This is a genomic window from Salmonella sp. SA14318 (assembly GCF_029866905.1).
GTDB classification, from domain to species: Bacteria; Pseudomonadota; Gammaproteobacteria; order Enterobacterales; family Enterobacteriaceae; genus Salmonella; species Salmonella enterica.
Genome location: NZ_CP123282.1, coordinates 4,670,645 through 4,693,218, shown reverse-complemented (window position 1 = coordinate 4,693,218; position 22,574 = coordinate 4,670,645). Strand labels below are relative to the sequence as shown.

Annotated in this window: 20 protein-coding genes; 2 read left to right on the top strand and 18 right to left on the bottom strand. The window is 52.6% G+C overall.

The window, feature by feature from the left end:
* Positions 1-49: 49 nt before the first annotated feature.
* The 16 genes from glmS to asnC form a co-directional block, all read right to left on the bottom strand.
* On the bottom strand, positions 50-1,879 hold the full coding sequence (gene glmS, locus QEN32_RS22365; protein ID WP_000334061.1) for a glutamine--fructose-6-phosphate transaminase (isomerizing): 1,830 nt from the start codon (positions 1,877-1,879) through the stop codon (positions 50-52).
* A 188-nt stretch (positions 1,880-2,067) separates the two neighbouring features.
* Complete coding sequence (gene glmU, locus QEN32_RS22360) at positions 2,068-3,438, bottom strand: bifunctional UDP-N-acetylglucosamine diphosphorylase/glucosamine-1-phosphate N-acetyltransferase GlmU (RefSeq protein ID WP_000934851.1); 1,371 nt, start codon at positions 3,436-3,438, stop codon at positions 2,068-2,070.
* A gap of 319 nt (positions 3,439-3,757) precedes the next feature.
* A complete protein-coding gene (locus tag QEN32_RS22355; RefSeq protein ID WP_265322410.1) occupies positions 3,758-4,456 on the bottom strand; it encodes a Bax inhibitor-1 family protein in 699 nt (232 codons plus the stop codon).
* A 229-nt stretch (positions 4,457-4,685) separates the two neighbouring features.
* The gene (locus QEN32_RS22350; RefSeq protein WP_001251971.1) at positions 4,686-5,105 is read right to left on the bottom strand and encodes a F0F1 ATP synthase subunit epsilon; all 420 of its coding nucleotides are present in this window, start codon (positions 5,103-5,105) and stop codon (positions 4,686-4,688) included.
* Between the two features lie 20 nt (positions 5,106-5,125).
* Complete coding sequence (gene atpD, locus QEN32_RS22345; RefSeq protein WP_000190499.1) at positions 5,126-6,508, bottom strand: F0F1 ATP synthase subunit beta; 1,383 nt, start codon at positions 6,506-6,508, stop codon at positions 5,126-5,128.
* A 26-nt stretch (positions 6,509-6,534) separates the two neighbouring features.
* Positions 6,535-7,398, bottom strand: coding sequence for a F0F1 ATP synthase subunit gamma (gene atpG, locus QEN32_RS22340; RefSeq protein WP_000896506.1), 864 nt, complete (start codon positions 7,396-7,398; stop codon positions 6,535-6,537).
* Between the two features lie 50 nt (positions 7,399-7,448).
* Complete coding sequence (gene atpA, locus QEN32_RS22335; protein ID WP_001176751.1) at positions 7,449-8,990, bottom strand: F0F1 ATP synthase subunit alpha; 1,542 nt, start codon at positions 8,988-8,990, stop codon at positions 7,449-7,451.
* 12 nt (positions 8,991-9,002) lie between these two features.
* On the bottom strand, positions 9,003-9,536 hold the full coding sequence (gene atpH / locus QEN32_RS22330) for a F0F1 ATP synthase subunit delta (protein WP_001288957.1): 534 nt from the start codon (positions 9,534-9,536) through the stop codon (positions 9,003-9,005).
* A gap of 14 nt (positions 9,537-9,550) precedes the next feature.
* A complete protein-coding gene (gene atpF / locus QEN32_RS22325) occupies positions 9,551-10,021 on the bottom strand; it encodes a F0F1 ATP synthase subunit B (RefSeq protein WP_001052212.1) in 471 nt (156 codons plus the stop codon).
* Between the two features lie 59 nt (positions 10,022-10,080).
* Positions 10,081-10,320 (bottom strand): F0F1 ATP synthase subunit C, encoded by a 240-nt coding sequence (atpE, locus tag QEN32_RS22320; protein WP_000429386.1) that lies wholly within the window; start codon positions 10,318-10,320, stop codon positions 10,081-10,083.
* Positions 10,321-10,366: 46 nt separating this feature from the next.
* Positions 10,367-11,182 carry a F0F1 ATP synthase subunit A gene (gene atpB / locus QEN32_RS22315; RefSeq protein ID WP_000135632.1) on the bottom strand — a complete coding sequence of 272 codons (816 nt, stop codon included), beginning with the start codon at positions 11,180-11,182 and terminating at the stop codon, positions 10,367-10,369.
* An 8-nt stretch (positions 11,183-11,190) separates the two neighbouring features.
* Positions 11,191-11,571 (bottom strand): F0F1 ATP synthase subunit I, encoded by a 381-nt coding sequence (atpI, locus tag QEN32_RS22310; RefSeq protein WP_000116685.1) that lies wholly within the window; start codon positions 11,569-11,571, stop codon positions 11,191-11,193.
* A 615-nt stretch (positions 11,572-12,186) separates the two neighbouring features.
* Positions 12,187-12,810, bottom strand: coding sequence for a 16S rRNA (guanine(527)-N(7))-methyltransferase RsmG (gene rsmG / locus QEN32_RS22305; RefSeq protein WP_001519938.1), 624 nt, complete (start codon positions 12,808-12,810; stop codon positions 12,187-12,189).
* A gap of 102 nt (positions 12,811-12,912) precedes the next feature.
* Complete coding sequence (mnmG, locus tag QEN32_RS22300) at positions 12,913-14,802, bottom strand: tRNA uridine-5-carboxymethylaminomethyl(34) synthesis enzyme MnmG (protein ID WP_265322408.1); 1,890 nt, start codon at positions 14,800-14,802, stop codon at positions 12,913-12,915.
* 378 nt (positions 14,803-15,180) lie between these two features.
* Positions 15,181-15,624 (bottom strand): FMN-binding protein MioC, encoded by a 444-nt coding sequence (gene mioC / locus QEN32_RS22295; protein ID WP_265322407.1) that lies wholly within the window; start codon positions 15,622-15,624, stop codon positions 15,181-15,183.
* 89 nt (positions 15,625-15,713) lie between these two features.
* Positions 15,714-16,172 carry a transcriptional regulator AsnC gene (asnC, locus tag QEN32_RS22290; protein ID WP_000433018.1) on the bottom strand — a complete coding sequence of 153 codons (459 nt, stop codon included), beginning with the start codon at positions 16,170-16,172 and terminating at the stop codon, positions 15,714-15,716.
* A 150-nt stretch (positions 16,173-16,322) separates the two neighbouring features.
* On the opposite strand from asnC, the gene asnA reads away from it, so the two are divergent.
* Entirely contained in the window at positions 16,323-17,315 is a 993-nt protein-coding gene (gene asnA, locus QEN32_RS22285) for an aspartate--ammonia ligase (RefSeq protein ID WP_000845118.1), read from the top strand.
* 4 nt (positions 17,316-17,319) lie between these two features.
* Here asnA and viaA read toward each other — a convergent pair whose 3' ends face one another.
* Both viaA and ravA read right to left on the bottom strand, forming a co-directional pair.
* Positions 17,320-18,771 (bottom strand): ATPase RavA stimulator ViaA, encoded by a 1,452-nt coding sequence (gene viaA, locus QEN32_RS22280; protein ID WP_000956588.1) that lies wholly within the window; start codon positions 18,769-18,771, stop codon positions 17,320-17,322.
* Positions 18,765-20,261 (bottom strand): ATPase RavA, encoded by a 1,497-nt coding sequence (ravA, locus tag QEN32_RS22275; protein ID WP_000940987.1) that lies wholly within the window; start codon positions 20,259-20,261, stop codon positions 18,765-18,767. Before ravA ends, viaA begins: the two co-directional genes overlap by 7 nt.
* Before the next feature lie 347 nt (positions 20,262-20,608).
* Between ravA and kup the strand changes: the two genes are divergently transcribed.
* The gene (gene kup / locus QEN32_RS22270) at positions 20,609-22,477 is read left to right on the top strand and encodes a low affinity potassium transporter Kup (RefSeq protein ID WP_000102338.1); all 1,869 of its coding nucleotides are present in this window, start codon (positions 20,609-20,611) and stop codon (positions 22,475-22,477) included.
* The last annotated feature ends 97 nt before the right edge of the window (positions 22,478-22,574 follow it).

Below are 22,574 nucleotides of genomic sequence, written 5' to 3'. Positions count from 1 at the left end.
AAAAAAAGGCCGTCTGTCGACGGCCTTCTGCCTGGTGCAACATTTGTACTTACTCTACCGTCACCGATTTCGCCAGGTTACGCGGCTGGTCAACGTCGGTGCCTTTAATCAGCGCCACGTGATACGCCAGCAGTTGCAGCGGAACGGTGTAGAAGATAGGCGCGATCACTTCTTCCACATGCGGCATCTCGATGATGTGCATGTTGTCGCTGCTCACAAAACCCGCATCCTGATCGGCGAAGACGTACAACTGACCGCCACGTGCGCGAACTTCTTCGATGTTGGATTTCAGTTTCTCCAGCAGTTCGTTGTTCGGCGCCACCACAATCACCGGCATATCGGCGTCAATCAGCGCCAACGGCCCGTGTTTCAGCTCGCCTGCAGCATAGGCTTCCGCGTGAATGTAAGAGATCTCTTTCAGCTTCAGCGCGCCTTCGAGCGCAATCGGATATTGATCGCCACGCCCCAGGAACAGCGCATGGTGTTTGTCAGAGAAATCTTCTGCAAGCAGCTCGATGCGTTTGTCCTGCGACAGCATCTGCTCAATACGGCTCGGCAGCGCCTGTAGGCCATGCACGATATCATGCTCAATGGACGCATCCAGACCTTTCAGACGCGCCAGTTTCGCCACCAGCATCAACAGCACGGTTAACTGGGTGGTGAAGGCTTTGGTAGATGCTACGCCAATTTCCGTACCCGCGTTGGTCATCAGCGCCAGATCGGATTCACGCACCAGCGAAGATCCCGGCACGTTACAAATGGCCAGAGAGCCCAAATATCCCAGCTCTTTCGACAGACGCAGGCCAGCCAGGGTATCTGCGGTTTCGCCAGACTGTGACAGGGTGATCATCAGGCTGTTACGGCGCACGGCAGATTTGCGATAACGGAATTCAGAGGCGATTTCAACGTCGCACGGAATACCTGCCAGCGATTCAAACCAGTAACGGGAAACCATACCGGAGTTGTAAGACGTACCGCAGGCGAGGATCTGAATATGCTCAACCTTCGACAGCAGTTCATCGGCGTTCGGTCCCAGCTCGCTTAAATCCACCTGACCGTGGCTGATGCGCCCGGTAAGGGTGTTTTTAATCGCGTTCGGCTGTTCGTAGATCTCTTTCTGCATGTAGTGGCGGTAAATACCTTTATCGCCCGCGTCATATTGCAGATTGGATTCGATATCCTGACGTTTTACTTCCGCGCCGGTGTTATCGAAGATATTTACCGAACGGCGAGTGATTTCAGCGATATCGCCCTCTTCAAGGAAGATAAAGCGACGAGTCACTGGCAACAGCGCCAGCTGGTCAGAAGCGATAAAGTTTTCGCCCATACCCAGGCCAATCACCAGCGGGCTACCAGAACGTGCAGCCAGTAGGGTATCCGGGTGACGGGTATCCATGATTACCGTACCATACGCACCACGCAGTTGCGGGATAGCACGCAGAACAGCCTCACGCAGAGTACCGCCCTGTTTCAGTTCCCAGTTTACCAGGTGTGCAATCACTTCGGTGTCGGTTTCAGAAACGAAGGTATAGCCACGCGCTTTTAACGCTTCACGCAGCGGTTCATGGTTTTCGATGATGCCGTTATGCACCACCACAATGTGTTCAGAAACATGCGGATGCGCGTTAGCTTCTGAAGGTTCACCGTGCGTCGCCCAGCGAGTGTGAGCAATACCGGTGCCGCCATGCAGAGGATGTTCTTCCGCTGCCTGAGCCAGCATCTGGACTTTACCGAGGCGACGCAGGCGGGTCATATGACCTTCTGCATCAACCACGGCCAGACCGGCAGAGTCATATCCGCGGTATTCCAGACGACGTAAACCTTCGAGAAGGATTTCAGCTACATCACGCTGCGCGATAGCGCCAACAATTCCACACATAGTTTTATTTCCTGATTATGGCATTACGCCATGCGTTGTCGCTGACCTGTATGCCCGTCGTTGCGGGCGCCCCGAGCCTTGTAGAGAGTGGGGTTATTTTTATAAGTACTGCTCATGGAGCGGAGGATTATTTTATCCTCTCATCTCCGGTCTGCCGGATGGCGCTGACGCTTATCCGGCTTACAAAATCACTTTTTCTTCACCGGACGCTGCCAGCCTTGCTTATGCACCTGCGGCACGCGGCTTAATACCAGTTCATTGTCGGCTACATTACGGGTGACGGTAGTCCCTGCGGCGATGGTGGCCCCTTTACCAACAGTAACCGGCGCCACCAGTTGGGTATCGGAGCCGACAAACACATCGTCGCCAATAACCGTTTTGAATTTGTTCGCACCATCATAGTTACAGGTGATGGTCCCCGCGCCGATATTCACGTTGTCGCCAATTTCCGCATCGCCCAGGTAGGTCAGATGGCCGGCTTTAGAACCTTTACCGAGACGCGCTTTTTTCATTTCAACGAAATTGCCGACGTGAGCGCCCGCTAACAGCTCCGCGCCGGGACGCAGGCGAGCAAACGGGCCGATGGTGCAGGCCGCTTCCAGATGCGCATCTTCCACCACGCTGTATGGGCTAATTTCGCAGTCATCGCCAATAACGCTGTTTTTAATAATGCAGCCCGCGCCGATCTTCACGCGGTGACCGAGCGTTACATAACCTTCGATGATAACGTTAGCGTCAATTTCCACATCCATTCCACAATGAAGGGTGCCGCGAAGATCAAAACGTGCCGGATCGCGCAACATAACGCCGGATAACAGCAGTTTCTCCGCCTGTTCGGCCTGGTAAATACGCTCCAGACGAGAAAGCTGTAGACGGTTATTCACGCCGTCCGTTTCGCTGATGCGAGCCGGATGCACCGCGGCGATTTCCCGTCCTTCCTGATAAGCCAGCGCGATGATATCTGTGATGTAATATTCACCCTGCGCATTATTGTTAGTCAGCTTAGACAACCAGCGTTTCAGGTCCGCGCCGTTGGCGATCAGAATACCGGTGTTAATTTCCTGGATCTGACGCTGTTCATCAGTGGCGTCTTTATGTTCAACGATGCCGGTCACTTTACCGTTTTCACGCGTAATACGGCCATAGCCGCTCGGATCGTCCAGCTTCACGGTTAATAACCCAATACCACCCTGCGGTTTGGCATCGCGCAGGCGCTGTAAGGTTTCAACCGAAATCAGCGGCACGTCGCCGTAAAGCATTAAAATATCTTCATCGTCGCTAAAGAAGGGCGCGGCCTGCTGCATTGCGTGACCTGTTCCCAACTGTTCCGCCTGAAGCACCCAGTTTAGCTTGTCATCTTTCAGGGTCTGTTTTAACAACTCGCCACCGTGGCCATAGACCAGATGAACCTGTGCGGCCCCTAATTTAGTAGCTGCATCAATGACATGCTGCACCATGGGTTTACCCGCCAGCGTGTGCAGCACTTTAGGAATATCGGAATACATGCGCGTGCCTTTACCTGCGGCAAGGATCACTACGCTCATAGCACTATTTAACATACGCGTCCTGACTGTAATTTGAGAACGAATTTATACTGTTTCACGTTGAAAATACTACATTTTTTTCATCGTAAAATGGAAGAAGGATAAAACGCTCACCGGGATAAAATCCCCGCCTGCTAATGAATCATTTTCGTTCATTACCGCGCCTCTTGTCTCCTGAAAAGTAAAAACACCCGCGTATTGGCAATGTAGTCCGATGTTTTTGCTGTTTTTTTACTCCATAAATAAAGAAGATAACGAAATAAAGCGCAGGGGAGTCAGAAAAGCAAAAACCAGCGACAGAGGCCGCTGGTTTTCCGTTGCGCGTATTTTTTACTTAATTACGCGACATAAAAATCCGCAAAATATACCAGAACATGGTCGCGATAGAAGCAAACAGATGTAATGCCGCGCCAGCAGGGCGATCGGTAGGGTAATGGTGAATAATGTTAGAAGTGTCGTAAAGTATAAACCCGGCGCACAGCAGTACCATTAGCGCAGAAAACCAGACGCCCAGCGAGAAACCGCAGATGACGCTGGCAATAATCGCGCCAAAAGCAATGAACCCAGCCATAGTCAGAAACGAGCGCAGAAAAGAAAAGTCTTTTTTTATAGAAAAAGCGGTAAACGTCAGGCCGCCGACCAGCAACAGAGTCGTTATTGCCGCCGCGCCAATGCTCGACGGGTTAATATACGCCGCCACCGTTAACAGGGGGGCAAAAATCAGGGATTCTGCCAACACATAAATCCCCAGCCCGATAAGTTGCGTTTGATTAGTCCCCGCATTATCCGCCAGACGGGTCGCCAGCATTCCCACCAGCATAAAAGCGCCGAGAACAACCAACCAGCTATATCTTCCACCAGCCAGCAGCACATCAAGCGCATACTCCCCGACCCCTATAAAACTCCACGCCGCGCTCAATACGATAAAACCGACGATGGCGACGGCGAGATGAATATAAGCGCGACGAATAAAGGTAGTACGATCAATCCTTGAGTCGGGTTGTGGACCCGCAAAGGATGGCTGAAATGACATAGTAATAATCCCTCATTTTATGCAATAAAAACGCATCCATTCCTTCCTTCTTCGCACAATGTGCAGATGCCAATGACAGAAAGAAGGATTTAATGAAAACAGCGCTGTCGCTGAAAACGCGTCGCCTTCAGCCGCTTGTTTTTGTCGTTGCTAGTTTATCGAATAAAAATTGAGAGGATAAAAAAAAACCAGTCCGCAATCAGACTGGTTTTATGCTTTCAAGCCGGTGTTACATCGCTTTTTTGGTCAACTCGATAACGCGCAGTTTAGCGATCGCTTTGGCCAGTTCCGCAGACGCCTGAGCGTAATCCACGTCACCGTGCGAGCTCTTAATGTGCTCTTCGGCTTTACGCTTCGCTTCCAGGGCTCGCGCTTCGTCGAGATCCTGACCGCGAATCGCGGTATCCGCCAGAACGGTCACGCTGCCAGGCTGCACTTCCAGAATGCCGCCGGACAGATAGATAAACTCTTCATGACCGTGCTGCTTAACGATGCGAATCATACCAGGCTTAATGGCGGTGAGCAGCGGCGCGTGCCCCGGGTAAATCCCCAGTTCGCCTTCGCTACCCGTAACCTGGATTTTCTCGACCAGACCGGAGAACATTTGTTGCTCCGCGCTGACGACATCCAGGTGGTAAGTCATTGCCATATCACCCTCCGATTAAGGCGTTAAAGTTTTTTGGCTTTTTCCACGGCTTCGTCGATGGAACCGACCATGTAGAACGCCTGCTCCGGCAGGTGATCGTATTCGCCTTCCATGATGCCTTTAAAGCCACGGATGGTGTCTTTCAGGGAGACGTATTTGCCCGGAGAACCGGTAAATACTTCCGCCACGAAGAACGGCTGGGACAGGAAGCGCTGAATTTTACGCGCGCGTGCTACCACCAGTTTATCTTCTTCAGACAGTTCATCCATACCGAGGATGGCGATGATGTCTTTCAGTTCCTGATAACGCTGCAGGATGGACTGAACGCCACGCGCGGTGTCGTAGTGTTCCTGACCAACAACCAGCGGATCCAGCTGACGGCTGGTGGAGTCCAGCGGGTCAACGGCCGGGTAGATACCCAGGGATGCGATCTGACGGCTCAGTACCACGGTTGCATCTAAGTGCGCAAAGGTGGTGGCTGGAGACGGGTCAGTCAAGTCATCCGCCGGTACGTATACCGCCTGTACGGAGGTGATAGAACCGGTCTTGGTGGAGGTGATACGTTCCTGCAGAACGCCCATCTCTTCCGCCAGAGTCGGCTGGTAACCTACTGCGGAAGGCATACGGCCCAGCAGTGCGGATACTTCCGTACCGGCCAGGGTGTAACGATAGATGTTATCGACGAACAGCAGTACGTCACGACCTTCGTCACGGAATTTCTCCGCCATGGTCAGACCGGTCAATGCAACGCGCAGACGGTTTCCCGGCGGCTCGTTCATCTGGCCATACACCAGGGATACTTTATCGATAACGTTGGAGTCGGTCATTTCGTGGTAGAAGTCGTTACCCTCACGAGTACGTTCACCTACGCCCGCAAACACAGAGTAACCGGAGTGCTCGATCGCGATGTTACGGATAAGCTCCATCATGTTTACGGTTTTACCTACACCCGCACCACCGAACAGACCGACTTTACCGCCCTTCGCGAACGGACACATCAGGTCGATAACTTTGATACCGGTTTCCAGCAGTTCCTGAGAGTTTGACAACTCTTCATAGGAAGGTGCTGCGCGGTGAATCGCCCAACGCTCTTCTTCGCCGATCTCGCCTTTCATGTCGACCGGTTCGCCCAGGACGTTCATGATACGACCCAGCGTGGCTTTACCTACCGGGACTTCGATCGGGTGTTCGAGATCTTTTACATCCAGACCGCGACGCAGACCGTCAGAAGACCCCATCGCGATGGTACGCACGATACCGCCGCCAAGCTGCTGCTGAACTTCCAGCACCAGCTTCTCATTACCATTCTGCACCTCAAGGGCATCGTACACGCGTGGTACGGCATCCTGAGGGAACTCGACGTCGACCACGGCGCCGATTACCTGGACAATCTTTCCAGTAGCCATCTTAAATCCTCTACGAAATAACCTGGTTAAACCGCGGCGGCCCCCGAGACGATCTCGGTGAGTTCCTGAGTAATGCTGGCCTGACGAGCTTTGTTGTATACCAACTGCAGCTCTTTAATCAGGCTGCCGCCATTATCGGTTGCGGCTTTCATCGCCACCATTCGTGCGGCCTGCTCGCTGGCCAGGTTTTCTACCACGCCCTGATAAACCTGAGACTCCACATAACGACGCAGGAGAGTATCCAGCAGCGCTTTCGGGTCTGGTTCATACAGGTAATCCCAGGCTTTACGCTTCAGATCATCATCTTCTGACGCCGGCAGCGGCAGCAGTTGAGTGATCGTCGGCACCTGAGACATGGTGTTAATAAATTTGTTGCTGACAATGTAAAGCTTGTCCAGACGGCCTTCGTCGTAGGCCTGCAACATCACTTTAACCGGACCGATCAGTTCGGACAGAGAAGGGTTATCCCCCATACCTGTCACCTGAGCGACAACGTTGCCGCCTACGGAATTAAAGAATGACACGCCCTTAGAGCCGATCATTGCGAGTTCGCACTGAACGCCTTTATCGGACCATGCCTTCATATCCGCCAGCAGCTTTTTGAACAGGTTAATGTTCAAGCCACCGCACAAACCACGGTCGGTCGACACTACCAGGTAGCCCACGCGTTTAACGTCGCGCTCTTCCAGGTAGGGGTGCTTATATTCCAGATTACCGTTCGCAAGGTGACCAATCACTTTGCGCATGGTCTCTGCATAAGGACGGCTGGCCGCCATGCGATCCTGCGATTTACGCATTTTGGAAGCGGCGACCATCTCCATCGCTTTAGTGATCTTTTGCGTGTTCTGGACGCTTGCGATCTTACTACGTATCTCTTTTGCGCCGGCCATGAGCTTCTCCTCAATGCCTTACGGCCTGCCCTAAGGCAAGCCGCCAGACGTTACCAGGACTGAGTTGCTTTGAAGGAATCGAGGATGCCTTTCAGCTTGCCTTCGATTTCGTCGTTATAGCCACCGGACTGGTTGATCTCTTGCATCAGCGGAGCGTGATCACGGTCGACGTAAGCCAGCAGTGCGGCTTCGAAGCTACCGATTTTCGCCAGTTCGACATCCGCCAGATAACCACGTTCTGCTGCGAACAGAACCAGAGACTGCTGCGCGACGGACATCGGCGCATACTGTTTCTGTTTCAGCAGTTCGGTCACTTTCTGACCGTGGTCAAGCTGTTTACGGGTGGCATCGTCAAGGTCGGATGCAAACTGAGAGAACGCCGCCAGTTCACGATACTGCGCCAGCGCGGTACGAATACCACCGGACAGTTTTTTCATGATCTTGGTCTGGGCTGCGCCACCTACACGGGATACCGAGATACCCGGGTTAACCGCAGGACGAATACCGGCGTTAAACAGGTTAGATTCCAGGAAGATCTGACCATCGGTAATGGAAATTACGTTGGTCGGAACGAACGCGGAAACGTCACCTGCCTGCGTTTCGATAATCGGCAGCGCGGTCAGAGAGCCGGTTTTCCCTTTCACTTCACCTTTGGTGAAGGCTTCGACGTAGTCGGCGTTAACACGCGCAGCACGCTCCAGCAGACGAGAGTGGAGGTAGAATACGTCGCCCGGGAATGCTTCACGTCCTGGCGGACGACGGAGCAGCAGGGAGATCTGACGGTAAGCAACAGCCTGTTTAGACAGGTCATCGTAAATGATCAGCGCATCTTCGCCGCGGTCGCGGAAGTATTCGCCCATTGCGCAACCGGCATACGGCGCCAGATATTGCAGCGCAGCGGATTCGGACGCGGTCGCCACCACAACAATGGTGTTAGCCAGCGCGCCGTGTTCTTCCAGTTTACGCACCACGTTAGAGATGGTGGACGCTTTCTGGCCGATAGCGACATAGATACATTTGATACCGGAATCGCGCTGGTTGATGATGGCATCGATAGCCAGCGCGGTTTTACCGGTCTGACGGTCACCGATGATCAGTTCACGCTGACCACGACCGATTGGGATCATGGAGTCAACGGCTTTATAACCGGTCTGCACCGGCTGATCGACAGACTGACGATCGATAACGCCCGGCGCAATGGCTTCAACGGCAGAGAAGCCGTCATTATCAACCGGACCTTTACCGTCGATTGGCGCACCCAGGGTGTTTACCACACGTCCCAGCAGGCCGCGGCCAACCGGAACTTCCAGGATACGACCCGTACATTTAACCTTCATGCCTTCGGCAAGGTCAGCGTATGGACCCATGACTACCGCACCCACGGAGTCGCGCTCCAGGTTCAGTGCGATAGCGTAACGGTTACCCGGCAGGGAGATCATTTCACCCTGCATACAATCGGCCAGGCCGTGAATGCGGATAACACCGTCACTGACAGAAACAATAGTACCTTCGTTGTGAGCTTCGCTCACCACATTGAACTGAGCAATGCGCTGCTTGATCAGTTCGCTGATTTCGGTGGAATTCAGTTGCATGCTCCAGTCCCCTTAAGACTGCAAGACGTCTGCAAGGCGCTCAAGACGGCCGCGTACGCTGCCATCAATGACCATATCACCCGCCCGGATGATAACGCCTGCCATTACAGACTTATCGATTTTGCAATTCAGCTTCACTTTGCGTGACAGACGTTTTTCCATCGCGGCGCTGATTTTCGAAAGCTGCTCTTCACTCAATGCGGTTGCCGACGTAACTTCTACCTCGGAGGTAGCTTCACTGGCGGCACGCAGATGAATAAACTGCTCCAGAACATCCGGGAGCGCGTTCAGACGATTATTTTCAGCCATCACCCGAATCAGGTTCTGACCGTTTTCGTCTAACTGCTCACCGCAGACTGCGATAAACGACTCAGCGAGCGTTTCCGGCGCCAGCGCGCCAGAGAGAAGCTCTGCCATTTGTTCGTTCTTGGTTACCTCGGCGGCAAACGCCAGCATATCCTGCCAGCGCTCTACACTTTGGTGTTCAACGGCAAAGTCAAAAGCTGCTTTGGCGTAGGGGCGAGCTACCGTAACAAATTCAGACATCAGCCCCTCCCTCCTTACAGTTCAGCGACAAGTTTATCCACGATGTCGCTGTTAGCAGCTTCATCCACGGAACGTTCGATGATCTTCTCGGCGCCAGCAACAGCCAGGATAGCAACTTGCTTACGCAGCTCTTCACGGGCGCGTTTACGCTCGGCTTCAATTTCCGCCTGCGCCTGCGCCACGATTTTAGTACGTTCCTGCTCTGCTTCAGTTTTGGCTTCGTCCAGGATCTGAGCGCGGCGTTTGTTTGCCTGCTCGATGATTACCTGAGCTTCCGCTTTCGCTTTTTTCAGCTGGTCGGTCGCGCTGGCCTTTGCAAGGTCAAGATCCTTATGTGCTCGTTCAGCAGAAGCGAGACCGTCAGCAATTTCTTTCTGACGTTTCTCGATGGCTGCCATTAACGGCGGCCATACGTACTTCATGCAAAACCAGACAAAGAGAATAAACGCGATGGCCTGGCCGAGGATTGTTGCGTTAAGATTCACAGCACAATGCCTCTATCTAGTTAACCTTCTGATATTGCTCTTAATTCAAGCAACGCTTACTACGCGACAGCGAACATCACGTACAGACCCAGACCTACAGCGATCATCGGGATAGCATCCACCAGACCCATAACGATAAAGAACTGAGTACGCAGCAGAGGAATCAGATCAGGTTGACGCGCCGCGCCTTCCAGGAATTTACCCCCGAGGATGCCGATACCGATCGCAGCACCGATTGCCGCCAGACCCATCATCACAGCGGCAGCCATGTACAGCAGATCCATATTCAGGTTTTCCATGACAGTCTCCAGTTTGTTTCAGTTAAAACGTAGTAGTGTTGGTAAATTAATGCTCTTCGGACGCCATCGACAGATAGACAATCGTCAGAACCATGAAAATGAAGGCTTGCAGCGTAATAATCAGGATGTGGAAAATGGCCCACGGCACATTCAGAATCCACTGTGACCACCACGGCAACAGACCAGCAATCAGAATGAAAATCAGCTCACCGGCATACATGTTGCCGAACAGTCGCAGACCGAGAGAAACCGGTTTGGACAGCAGACTTACCCCTTCAAGGATTAAGTTGACAGGAATGAACGCCCAGTGATTGAACGGCTGCAGCGTCAACTCTTTTGCGAAGCCGCCGATGCCTTTCATTTTGATGCTGTAGAACAGAATAAGGATGAATACGCCCAGCGCCATCGACAGGGTGATGTTGACGTCAGCAGACGGCACCACGCGCGTTGCCGGCAGACCCAGCCAATGCTCAGCGATATACGGCAGCAGGTCGATAGGCAGTAAGTCCATCAGGTTCATAAGGAATACCCAGACGAAAATCGTCAGGGCCAGCGGCGCAATCAGCTTGCTTTTGCCATGGTACATGTCTTTGACGCTGCCATGCACAAAGCCGACTATCAGCTCAATCGCGGTCTGAAACTTGCCTGGCACGCCGCTGGTCGCTTTTTTAGCAACGCTACGGAACATCACCAGAAACAACAGACCCAGCACCACCGAGAAGAACATGGAGTCAATATTGAGCGTCCAGAAGGTGGCTGGGGGGTTCTGCGGATCCACCAGCGAGAAAGTACGCAGGTCCAGCTGAAGGTTATTCAGATGGTGTCCTATGTATTCCTGCGGCGTCATATTTTCTGAAGCCATGATGCCTTTTACCCTTTGTTGTTAATTACAGCCGGCGCCAGTATCTGAACCACCAGCACCAAAACCCACGTAACGATCAGCGGCAAAAACACCGCCTTTAAAACCGCCAACGCCACCACCAGTAAAACCAGCATCGCTAACACCTTGAAGGCTTCACCGAAGGCGAAAGTCCAGGACACGCGGCCCTTAGCAGGTGTATGCGCCTGGTGACGCCAGGCAAATATCATAAACAACATATTAGGCAGTGCCACTGCCAATCCCCCACATACTGCGGAGATGCCCCAGAAGGGGTCTTTGAGGCAAAACAGCAATCCACTTGCTATTACCGCCAGAAACTGAATGAACAGAAGCTTACGAGCAACGTTTCGACTCACGAGCGACACAGACATCACGTTTTTACTCCTGCTCACTTCGAGGTATGCCGCGTGTCGTATAAAACGTTCTTTAAGACTTAGAGTCAAGCATCAAAAAGCGGTCAAATTATACGGTGCGCCCCCGTGATTTCAAACAATAAGTAGCCAAAAGGTGAATAAATGTTTAAATATTTTTCTCTGGCCCGCATTTTTAACTTTTAGCCAAAGTGTGAACGATCGTACAAAACTGCAAATAGCGCGAAAACACTGGCGATAAAGCGTGCACCAGATCACACATTAAACATATTCATGCTTACGCAATTCATTTACGTGTCAATTCATGCCTTTTCATCTTTTTGATATTTAAGCGTAAAACCAAGTACTGTTTTAAAAATACCAGCTTACACCTTAAAAACGCCCCATTGACATTTATAATAAAAATTTAACAAGCAAAAGTGATTTTTCGATTCGATTTTTAGCAGACTGATATTTACAAAGTTGATTACTCTCTGTTTTAACAAAAGAAGCGACGTTGTCATGTTGAAACGAAACCGTAAATCCAGAGTTAAATGTAACAACGCTGAAATGCGTTATACCTGTCGATTTTTAACACAAGCCGCGTCGTTTTTTTTCTATTTTTTTTGATAAAAATTAAACTTTGTTTGACTTAATAATCACCAGATGCCGCTCGCCTTCCAGTTGCGGAACGCGTAATTTTTCAACAGATTCGACGCTAAAATTGTCAGGTAGTGAGGCAATTTCATCCCCTGGCAGTTGCCCTTTTAAGGCATAAAAACGCCCTTTCTCTCCCGGCAGATGGTGACACCAGCTCACCATATCATTCAACGATGCGAAAGCGCGGCTGATAACGCCATCAAACGGCGGTTCGGAGGGATAGGCTTCAACGCGGCTTTGAACCGGCGTGATGTTTTCCAGTTTCAGTTCGTGCTGGACCTGACGCAGAAAACGTACCCGCTTGCCCAGGCTGTCGAGTAAGGTGAAATGCGCGTCAGGGAGAACAATAGCCAGCGGGATGCCCGGCAGCCCCGGTCCTGTTCCTACGTCGATAAAACGCTGTCCCTGAAGATACGGCGCAACGACTATGCTGTCGAGAATATGGCGTACCAACATTTCGTTGGGATCCCGCACTGACGTCAGGTTGTATGCTTTGTTCCATTTGTGCAGCATATCAACGTAGGCGACCAGCAGCGTTTTCTGGTGATCGGTAAGAGAAATACCGGCATCAGCCAGCAGACGAGAGAGTTTGTTGAGCACGGTCATTACCTGTTAATAATCAAATGCCCGATGCGCTTTCGCTTATCGGGCCTACAAATTTGTAGGGCGGGCAAGCGAAGCGCCCCCGCCAAATTAGTGTTATCAAGCGCTACGACGCAGCATACCTTGTTTTTTCAGCCATACCAGCAGAATGGAGATTGCCGCTGGCGTAACGCCGGAGATACGCGATGCCTGGCCGATAGACGCCGGTTTATGATCGTTCAGCTTGGCGATAACTTCGTTCGACAGACCGGAAACCTGACGATAATCCAGCGTGGCAGGTAGCAACGTATTCTCGTTACGTAGTTGTTTTTCAATCTCATCCTGCTGGCGAGCGATATACCCTTCGTATTTGACCTGGATTTCCACCTGTTCAGCGGCTTGCTCATCTTCAAGCGCAGGCGCGAATGCGGCAAGTGAAGTGAGCTGCGCGTAGGTCATTTCCGGACGACGCAACAAATCTTCGCCGCTGGCCTCACGGGAGAGAGGCGTGGTCAAATGCGCATTCACTTCATCGGCGGATTCCGCAGACGGCGTTACCCATGTCGATTTCAGCCGCTGACGTTCGCGTTCGATATTTTCCAGCTTCTCGTTGAAGCGCGCCCAGCGTTCATCATCCACCAGACCCAGCTCGCGGCCCATTTCGGTCAAACGCAGATCGGCGTTGTCCTCACGCAGCATCAGGCGATATTCGGCGCGGGAGGTAAACATGCGATACGGCTCTTTGGTGCCCAGCGTACAGAGATCGTCCACCAGCACGCCGAGATAAGCCTGAGAACGCGCAGGCGCCCAGCCCTCTTTGTCGGCGGAAAGACGCGCGGCATTCAGACCAGCGAGCAAGCCCTGCGCCGCAGCCTCTTCATAGCCAGTAGTACCGTTGATTTGACCAGCAAAGAACAGGCCGTGAATAAATTTACTTTCCAGAGTCGGTTTCAGATCGCGCGGGTCGAAGAAATCGTACTCAATCGCGTAACCAGGGCGAACGATCTTCGCGTTCTCCATGCCCTGCATGGAACGGACAATCTGCATCTGCACGTCAAACGGCAGGCTGGTGGAGATACCGTTAGGGTAAATCTCGTTAGAGGTCAGTCCTTCCGGCTCAAGGAAGATCTGATGCTGGTTACGATCGGCAAAACGCATCACCTTGTCTTCGATCGAAGGACAGTAGCGTGGGCCGATCCCTTCGATCACGCCAGCGTACATTGGGCTACGATCGAGGTTATTACGAATCACGTCATGGGTTTTCTCATTGGTATGCGTGATGTAACACGGCATCTGTTGCGGATGCTGAGAAGCATTCCCCATAAACGAGAAAACCGGCATCGGGTTATCGCCACGCTGTTGAGCCAACACGCTGAAATCGATAGTACGCGCATCAATACGCGGCGGTGTGCCGGTTTTCAGGCGACTGACGCGTAGCGGAAGCTCACGCAGACGGCGAGACAGCGGGATGGATGGCGGATCGCCAGCACGACCGCCGCTGTAGTTATCCAGACCAATATGAATTTTGCCGTCGAGGAAGGTTCCGACGGTCAGCACCACCGCTTTCGCGCGGAATTTGAGCCCCATTTGGGTCACAGCGCCGACAACGCGATCGTTTTCGACAATCAGATCTTCAACCGCTTGCTGGAAGATCATCAGATTCGGCTGATTCTCCAGCGCGGTACGCACCGCCTGGCGGTATAAGACTCGATCCGCCTGAGCCCGGGTAGCGCGAACAGCCGGACCTTTGCTGGCGTTTAGTATCCTAAACTGAATACCTGCCTGATCGATCGCTTTCGCCATCAGACCGCCGAGCGCATCCACCTCTTTTACCAGATGTCCCTTTCCAATACCGCCGATCGCCGGGTTGCAGCTCATCTGCCCCAACGTGTCAATATTGTGTGTCAAAAGCAGAGTCTGTTGACCCATACGCGCTGCGGCCATCGCGGCCTCAGTGCCTGCATGACCCCCGCCAATAATAATGACGTCAAAAGGATCCTGATAAAACATGGTAATTGCCTCGCATAACGCGGTGTGAAAATGGATTGAAGCCCGGGCGGTGGATTCTACTCAACTTTAGCCGATGGAGAAAGCCCCGGGATCCGGGCTATTAAAAAGAAGATCTTTTTATTTAGAGATCTGTTCTATTGTGATCTCTTATTAGGATCGCTCCAGGCTGTGGATAACCCGGATCCTGTAATAAAGATCAATGCGTTGGAAAGGATCATTAGCTGTGAATGATCGGTGATCGTGGTCCGTATAAGCTGGGATCAAAACGGGTACTTATACACAACTCAAAAAGTGAACAACGGTTATTCTTTGGATAACTACCGTTTGATCCAAGCTTTCCACCAGATTTATCCACAATGGATCGCACGATCTTTACACTTATTTGAGTAAATTAATCCAGGATCCGAGCCAAATCTCCGCTGGATCTTCCGGAATCTCATGTTCAAGGATGTTGATCTTCAGTGTTTCCCCAACCTGTTTTGCGCCAGTGTCTTTCAGTTCCGCTTCTATTTTCTCAATCGCGCCGCAAAACGTGTCGTATTCTCGACTGCCAATGCCAATTGCGCCGAAACGTACCGCGGAAAGATCGGGTTTCTGCGTCTGAAGGTCTTCATAGAAAGGGGTCAGGTTATCCGGAATGTCTCCGGCGCCGTGCGTTGAGCTGATTATCAGCCAGATCCCGGAAGTTGACAGATCCTCGAATAACGGACCGTGCACCGTTTCGGTTGAAAAACCGGCAGCTTCCAGCTTTTCCGCCAGATGTTCCGCGACGTATTCGGCGCCGCCCAGGGTGCTGCCGCTGATAAGAGTAATGTCTGCCATTGATCGCTCGCTCAGGTAAAGAGGCTGCATTGTACTCTGTGAACGAGCTGGGATCTACCTGTGGAAAAATGTGGGATTAAAAAAGCCGATCATGGCTTGATGGTGCGCATGATCGGGTTCTGCAAGACGATCAGTGTCTCAGTGGACTGAATTTCATCAATTGTTTGGATCTTGTTGATAAGTACGTGCTGAAGCGCGTCGATTGATTTGCACATCACTTTTATAAAGATGCTGTAGTGACCGGTGGTGTAATACGCTTCCGTCACCTCATCCAGGCTTTCCAGCCGGGCCAGTGCGGAGGGATAGTCTTTGGCGCTTTTGAGGATGATGCCAATAAAGCAGCCCACATCGTAGCCCAGTTGTTTAGGGCTGACGTCAATCCGTGCGCCCGTAATGATCCCGGCCTGCTTCATTTTCTCGACGCGAACGTGAATGGTTCCAGGGCTAACGCCAAATTGTTTGGCCAGTTCGGCGTAGGCAGTGCGGGCATTTCCCATTAAGGCGTCAAGGATGCCGCGGTCCAGATTGTCGATCTGATAATTTTCCATCGCTTTTTCTTATGCAGATTAATGATTATCTCTATTTTAGCCATTATTTTTAACGAATCAAAACCGAAGTTAGCTTTTTATCTGTTGATTATTGAATAGTGCTCTCGTTTTGTTGCTTAATCATAGGCAACAGGACGCAGGAGTAAAAAAATGAAAACCGCTTACATTGCCAAACAACGTCAAATTAGCTTCGTGAAATCACATTTCTCTCGCCAGCTTGAGGAGCGTCTGGGTCTGATTGAGGTCCAGGCGCCGATCCTGAGTCGCGTAGGGGATGGTACGCAGGATAATTTGTCCGGCTGTGAAAAAGCGGTGCAGGTAAAAGTGAAAGCATTGCCTGACGCCCAGTTCGAAGTGGTGCATTCACTGGCGAAGTGGAAACGTCAAACCCTGGGGCAACATGACTTCAGCGCGGGCGAAGGGCTGTACACGCACATGAAAGCCCTTCGCCCCGATGAAGACCGACTCTCTCCGCTCCACTCGGTCTATGTGGATCAGTGGGACTGGGAGCGTGTCATGGGCGATGGCGAGCGCCAATTTTCCACCCTGAAAAGCACAGTAGAGGCTATATGGGCTGGAATTAAGGCGACGGAAGCAGAAGTGCATAAACAGTTTGGTCTGGCGCCGTTCCTGCCGGATCAGATCCATTTTGTTCACAGTCAGGAACTGCTGGCGCGTTTCCCGGATCTGGATGCGAAAGGGCGCGAACGCGCGATCGCCAAAGAACTTGGCGCCGTTTTTCTGGTGGGGATCGGCGGTAAACTGAGCGATGGCCACCGCCATGATGTACGCGCGCCGGATTATGATGACTGGAGCTCCGCATCTGAGCTGGGCTACGCCGGTCTGAACGGCGATATCCTGGTGTGGAACCCGGTGCTGGAAGATGCGTTTGAGCTTTCCTCTATGGGTATCCGCGTAGATGCCGATACGCTGATGCGCCAGCTGGCGTTGACCGGTGATGAAGATCGTCTGCAACTGGAGTGGCATCAGGCGCTGCTGCGCGGCGAAATGCCGCAGACCATCGGCGGCGGGATTGGGCAGTCGCGTCTGACGATGTTGCTGCTGCAATTGCCGCATATTGGTCAGGTGCAGTGCGGCGTATGGCCCGCGCAGGTTCGCGAAAGCATTCCTGCTATTTTATAAGCCGTTAGCGCCGCCAGCGTCTCAGCAGGCGGCTTCGCATCCCGGTGTCAAAGCGCCAGATATGATCGAAAATGCGCATGATGCCGGGTTTGCCGTGCGCCGACATCGCCACCGCATGGAATCGATGCTGGTGAAGACGCTGCAACTCTCCCACTTTGCTCACCACGTCATCCGGCAAGCGCTGGGCGATAAAATCCGAAATGACCACCGCATCGGCATCAAACCATTCCCGTCCCTGCATTCTTTCAATAATGGCGCGAAAACAGCTGGCGATATCCGTGCCGCCGCGAAAACGTTGACTTAAAAAGCGGATGGCCTGCTCAATACCTTCCGGGCCGGAGAGTTCATAACGCACAACGTCAGTGGAAAACAGCATAATAAAGCAGCGGCGGTTATCCGCCAGCGCAACGCGCATCAACGCCAGGCAGAACGCTTTTGCGCACTGCTCGTTGAATCCTCCCATTGAGCCTGAAGTATCGACGCAGACAATAAACGGTCCGCGCGGCTGCTCGTCGACATCCTGGTGTACTACCGGCCGTTCGGTCACTTTCTCACGCCACGCTTCGCCATGCAGGCGATAGGTGAGGAGCTGTTTTTCCACTAACCGGCGGTAAAATTCATATTCCAGCTCGGTGATGCCGAGCGTCGCCAGCTCTGGCGGCAACAGGCGCAGAATATCATCGCCTTGCTGTATACCGTCAACCTGCTCCGGCACCGTTGCGGGTTCGCGTACCAGTGTACGAAAGGTTTCCATCGGCGCGTCTTTTTTCGGTACCGATTTGGCTTCCCGCGAACGTCCCAGTTGTTCCGCCAGTTGCATTAGCTCCGGCTGGGCGGCGAGAAATTCGCCGTATTTTACGATCAGTTGATAATCACCACGTTTAAGCTGGCCCGCGCTCATATCCCACAGGCGGCCTGCGGCATTATCATTTTCCGCCAGCGTCGGTTCCAGTTGCCCGCTCAGCGTCATCCGTTCCTGAACGTCACTCAGCAACTGCTCGCGCTCTTCTTCCAGTAGTTGCTGGTTTAACGTGGTGGCCTGCACGACCAGACTTAACCGCCAGCGTTGCAAAAAAAGCGTGTGTAGCGCAGGGGTAAAGGTACTGTTGCTCTCCGTCAACTGCTTCGCCTGCGCGGCATACGGTGAATGCAGGCGGTGAAGCAACGCCAGTATTTGCGGCAGTTGCACGATGAACTGTGGGGTAGAGAGAAGTTGGCTTTGCTGATAACACATGACCTCTTCCGTGAGTTCCGGCGGAACGCGTGCGTCTTTAAGACGGCTGCGTAGCGCTTCCCGCCAGCGCGGGAGATCGGCGGTCACGGCGTTTTTTAAACGCGGAAACTTTTCAAAGAAAATGACCAGCTGTGGGGAAGCCAGTAGCGCGAGGATCATCTCTTCGACCATTCCCTCTTCGCTGACGGCCAGCATGGTATTTAGCGTATCCAGCGTCAGCATTGTTGCGCCTGGCGGATCTGTTCTCCTACATCCTGCAGGCTGGCCTCAATGCGCCCTAACCAGTCGCTGTGAATAAACAGGCAATGTTGCTGCTCGCTGAAGCGGGTATGCTGCTGGCGCCAGTCGTTTTCTAACGTTTCCAGCTGCTGTTTGATCTCCGCAGGCATACTGTCTTCAGCCGCTCCCGGTAACGCCAGACGGGTACCTTGTAGACTGATGTCGCGCACCACCAGATGTTGAGCGTTATCGACTTCCATATTCAACGTTTGGGCAAAGCCGATCCCGTTCAGTTTGCCGCGGATCTCGCCGCCTTTGGTCAGCCAAAGTTCCAGCGCGCTGCGGTCAAAGGTAATATGGATCACTTCCATATCATGCAGTTTTAGCGGTTTTTGTAGCAATAACGTCAACGTTGACGCGCTGGCTTCCGGCGGTAAAGTGTAATGCGGGCGACGGCTGAACATACCGCCTTCTTTAATGACGGTGAAGGCGGTTTTATCGCTTTGCTGTTGCTGCAACTGGAGGCGGCGCTGGACAATACCGCCGAGGCGAGTCAGCATGGCCTGCTGCTGCCAGGCGTGTCCGGTCATCAATATTTCCAGTTGCTGTTGCATGAGATTCAGACTCTGCGCGTCATACCACAAGCAATCTTTTAGCAGGATAAGGTCAATCGGCGCAACCGCGTCACGTCCGCTAAAGAAGGCGCTGGCCTGTAACAGGCGGATGGCTTTCTTCCAGCGACGGTCGGAGACATAAGGCGCATTCGGCAAATTATCCAGCTGTTGGCGCAGAGTAAATATCAGCTCAAAGACCGGATCAGGCAGTGAAATCGCGCCGATATCTTTTTGCCACTGTTGATATTCTTCGTCGCTTACCTGTAACGAGGCGGGGACCGGGTTATCACTCTCATCCTGCTGACTAACCAGCATGGAGCGGAAATTGGCTTTATCCTGAACTTTATCCAGCCACAGGCGAATCAACATTCGGTCGTACAACGCTTCCAGGCTGCTGTCCGCTTCAGGCAGTTCGTTGGAGGCCGCCACCAGCAGCCGCATCGGAATTTTTTCCTCAAATGCGCCGTTGCGGAAATGGCGTTCGTTAATGGCGGTCAGCAATGTGTTCAAGATAGCGGGCCCGGCTTTCCAGATTTCATCCAGAAAAACGATTTCGGCTTCGGGAAGGTAGCCGGTCGTTAAGCGTTCATAGCGACCTTCATCTTTCAGCGCCTGAATAGAGAGCGGGCCAAACACCTCTTCCGGCGTGGAAAAGCGTGTCATCAGATATTCAAAAGCGCGGGCGCGCTGGAAAGCAAACTTCAGGCGGCGGGCAATCAGACTCTTGGCGATACCGGGCGGGCCCAACAAAAAGACGCTTTCACCGCTTAACGCCGCCAGTAGGCACAGGCGTATGGCGTGACTACGTTCATACAGCCCCTTCTCAAGGGCGCTGCTCAGACGGGAAATTCTTTCCGCTAATAAATGTGGGTGAGCCATAATAAAGAGGCGTCCTTTCGACAAATGGATCATGCTAATTGCGAGTATAGACGTTTCACCACCGGGGCTGTAATCGTCTGACGCGCTGTTTATTTTTCTTTGAGCCAGGTTAATCTGGCTTCATTTAGGGGTACGATTTTATGATTAATCGTGCATACTGTGCGCTTTTTTGTGGGCCAAGGGACTAAGCACACATTTCATATCTATACACTCATTCATTCAAACTACATCAAGGCGGCAAAGGAGTGAATCCCCTGGCACTGACTTAAACGTGTGACTGGGGTAAGCGAATGCAGCCGACAAGGAGGTAGTGTGAAGGGTGACGTGTATAAACGAAAGATGAGTCTATGAGCACTGATAATAAGCAATCGTTGCCTGCGATTACCCTCGCAGCTATTGGGGTTGTCTACGGTGATATTGGTACCAGCCCGCTTTATACGCTTCGTGAATGTTTGTCCGGTCAGTTTGGTTTTGGCGTTGAACGAGATGCCGTGTTTGGTTTTCTGTCGCTGATCTTCTGGCTACTCATCTTTGTGGTTTCCATCAAATATCTCACCTTCGTGATGCGCGCCGATAACGCGGGTGAAGGTGGAATTTTGACGCTGATGTCGCTTGCCGGGCGTAATACCTCGGCGCGCACCACATCCATGTTAGTTATCATGGGACTGATAGGCGGCAGCTTTTTCTATGGCGAAGTGGTCATTACGCCGGCGATTTCGGTGATGTCGGCGATTGAAGGCCTGGAGATTGTCGCGCCGCAGCTGGATACCTGGATTGTCCCGCTCTCCATTATTGTGCTGACTCTGTTGTTTATGATTCAGAAGCACGGTACGGGAATGGTAGGAAAACTCTTTGCGCCGATCATGCTGACCTGGTTTTTAATCCTGGCGGTACTTGGCCTGCGCAGTATTATCGCCAATCCCGAAGTGTTACATGCGCTGAATCCTGTCTGGGCGGTACGTTTTTTCCTTGAATATAAAACCGTATCATTTATTGCGTTGGGCGCGGTGGTGCTGTCGATTACCGGCGTAGAGGCGTTGTACGCCGATATGGGACACTTCGGTAAGTTCCCGATTCGCCTGGCGTGGTTTACCGTGGTATTGCCGTCGTTAGTACTGAACTACTTTGGTCAGGGCGCATTGCTACTTAAGCATCCGGAAGCGATTAAAAACCCCTTCTTCCTGTTGGCGCCGGACTGGGCGTTAATTCCGCTGCTGATTCTGGCCGCGCTGGCGACGGTGATCGCCTCCCAGGCGGTCATTTCCGGCGTCTTTTCGCTGACGCGTCAGGCTGTGCGTCTTGGCTATTTGTCGCCAATGCGCATTATCCATACCTCCGAGATGGAGTCCGGTCAGATCTACATCCCTTTCGTTAACTGGCTGCTTTATTTCGCGGTCGTGGTTGTTATTGTTAGCTTTGAGCACTCCAGCAACCTGGCGGCGGCCTATGGCATCGCCGTGACCGGCACGATGGTGCTGACGTCTATTCTTTCTACGACCGTGGCGCGTAAGAACTGGCACTGGAACAAATATTTTGTCGCGCTGATCCTCATCGCGTTCCTGTGCGTGGATATCCCGCTGTTCTCGGCTAACCTCGATAAATTGTTGTCCGGCGGTTGGCTGCCGCTGAGCCTGGGTCTGATCATGTTCACGATCATGACCACCTGGAAGAGCGAGCGTTTCCGTCTGTTGCGTCGTATGCATGAACACGGTAATTCGCTGGAAGCGATGATTGCTTCACTGGAGAAGTCACCGCCGGTTCGGGTGCCGGGTACTGCCGTATACATGTCGCGCGCGCTCAGTGTGATCCCTTTTGCTTTATTGCATAACCTGAAGCACAACAAAGTGTTGCATGAGCGCGTAATCTTACTGACGTTGCGTACGGAAGATGCGCCTTATGTGCATAACGTTCGCCGGGTGCAGATTGAGCAGTTGTCTCCGACATTCTGGCGCGTGGTGGCCAGCTACGGCTGGCGCGAAACGCCAAACGTTGAAGAGGTGTTCCACCGCTGCGGTCTGGAAGGGCTTAGCTGTCGGATGATGGAAACGTCGTTCTTTATGTCGCACGAGTCGTTGATTGTCGGCAAACGCCCGTGGTATTTGCGTCTGCGCGGCAAGCTGTATTTGTTGTTGCAACGCAACGCCCTGCGCGCGCCGGATCAGTTCGAGATCCCGCCTAACCGCGTGATTGAGCTAGGTACGCAGGTCGAGATTTAACCTCCCATCAACATGCCGGGGGCCGCATTGGCTTACCCGGCCTGGCCAATCCGTAGATTCCCACAAGATAATCGCCATTGGACGATTATCTTCACCT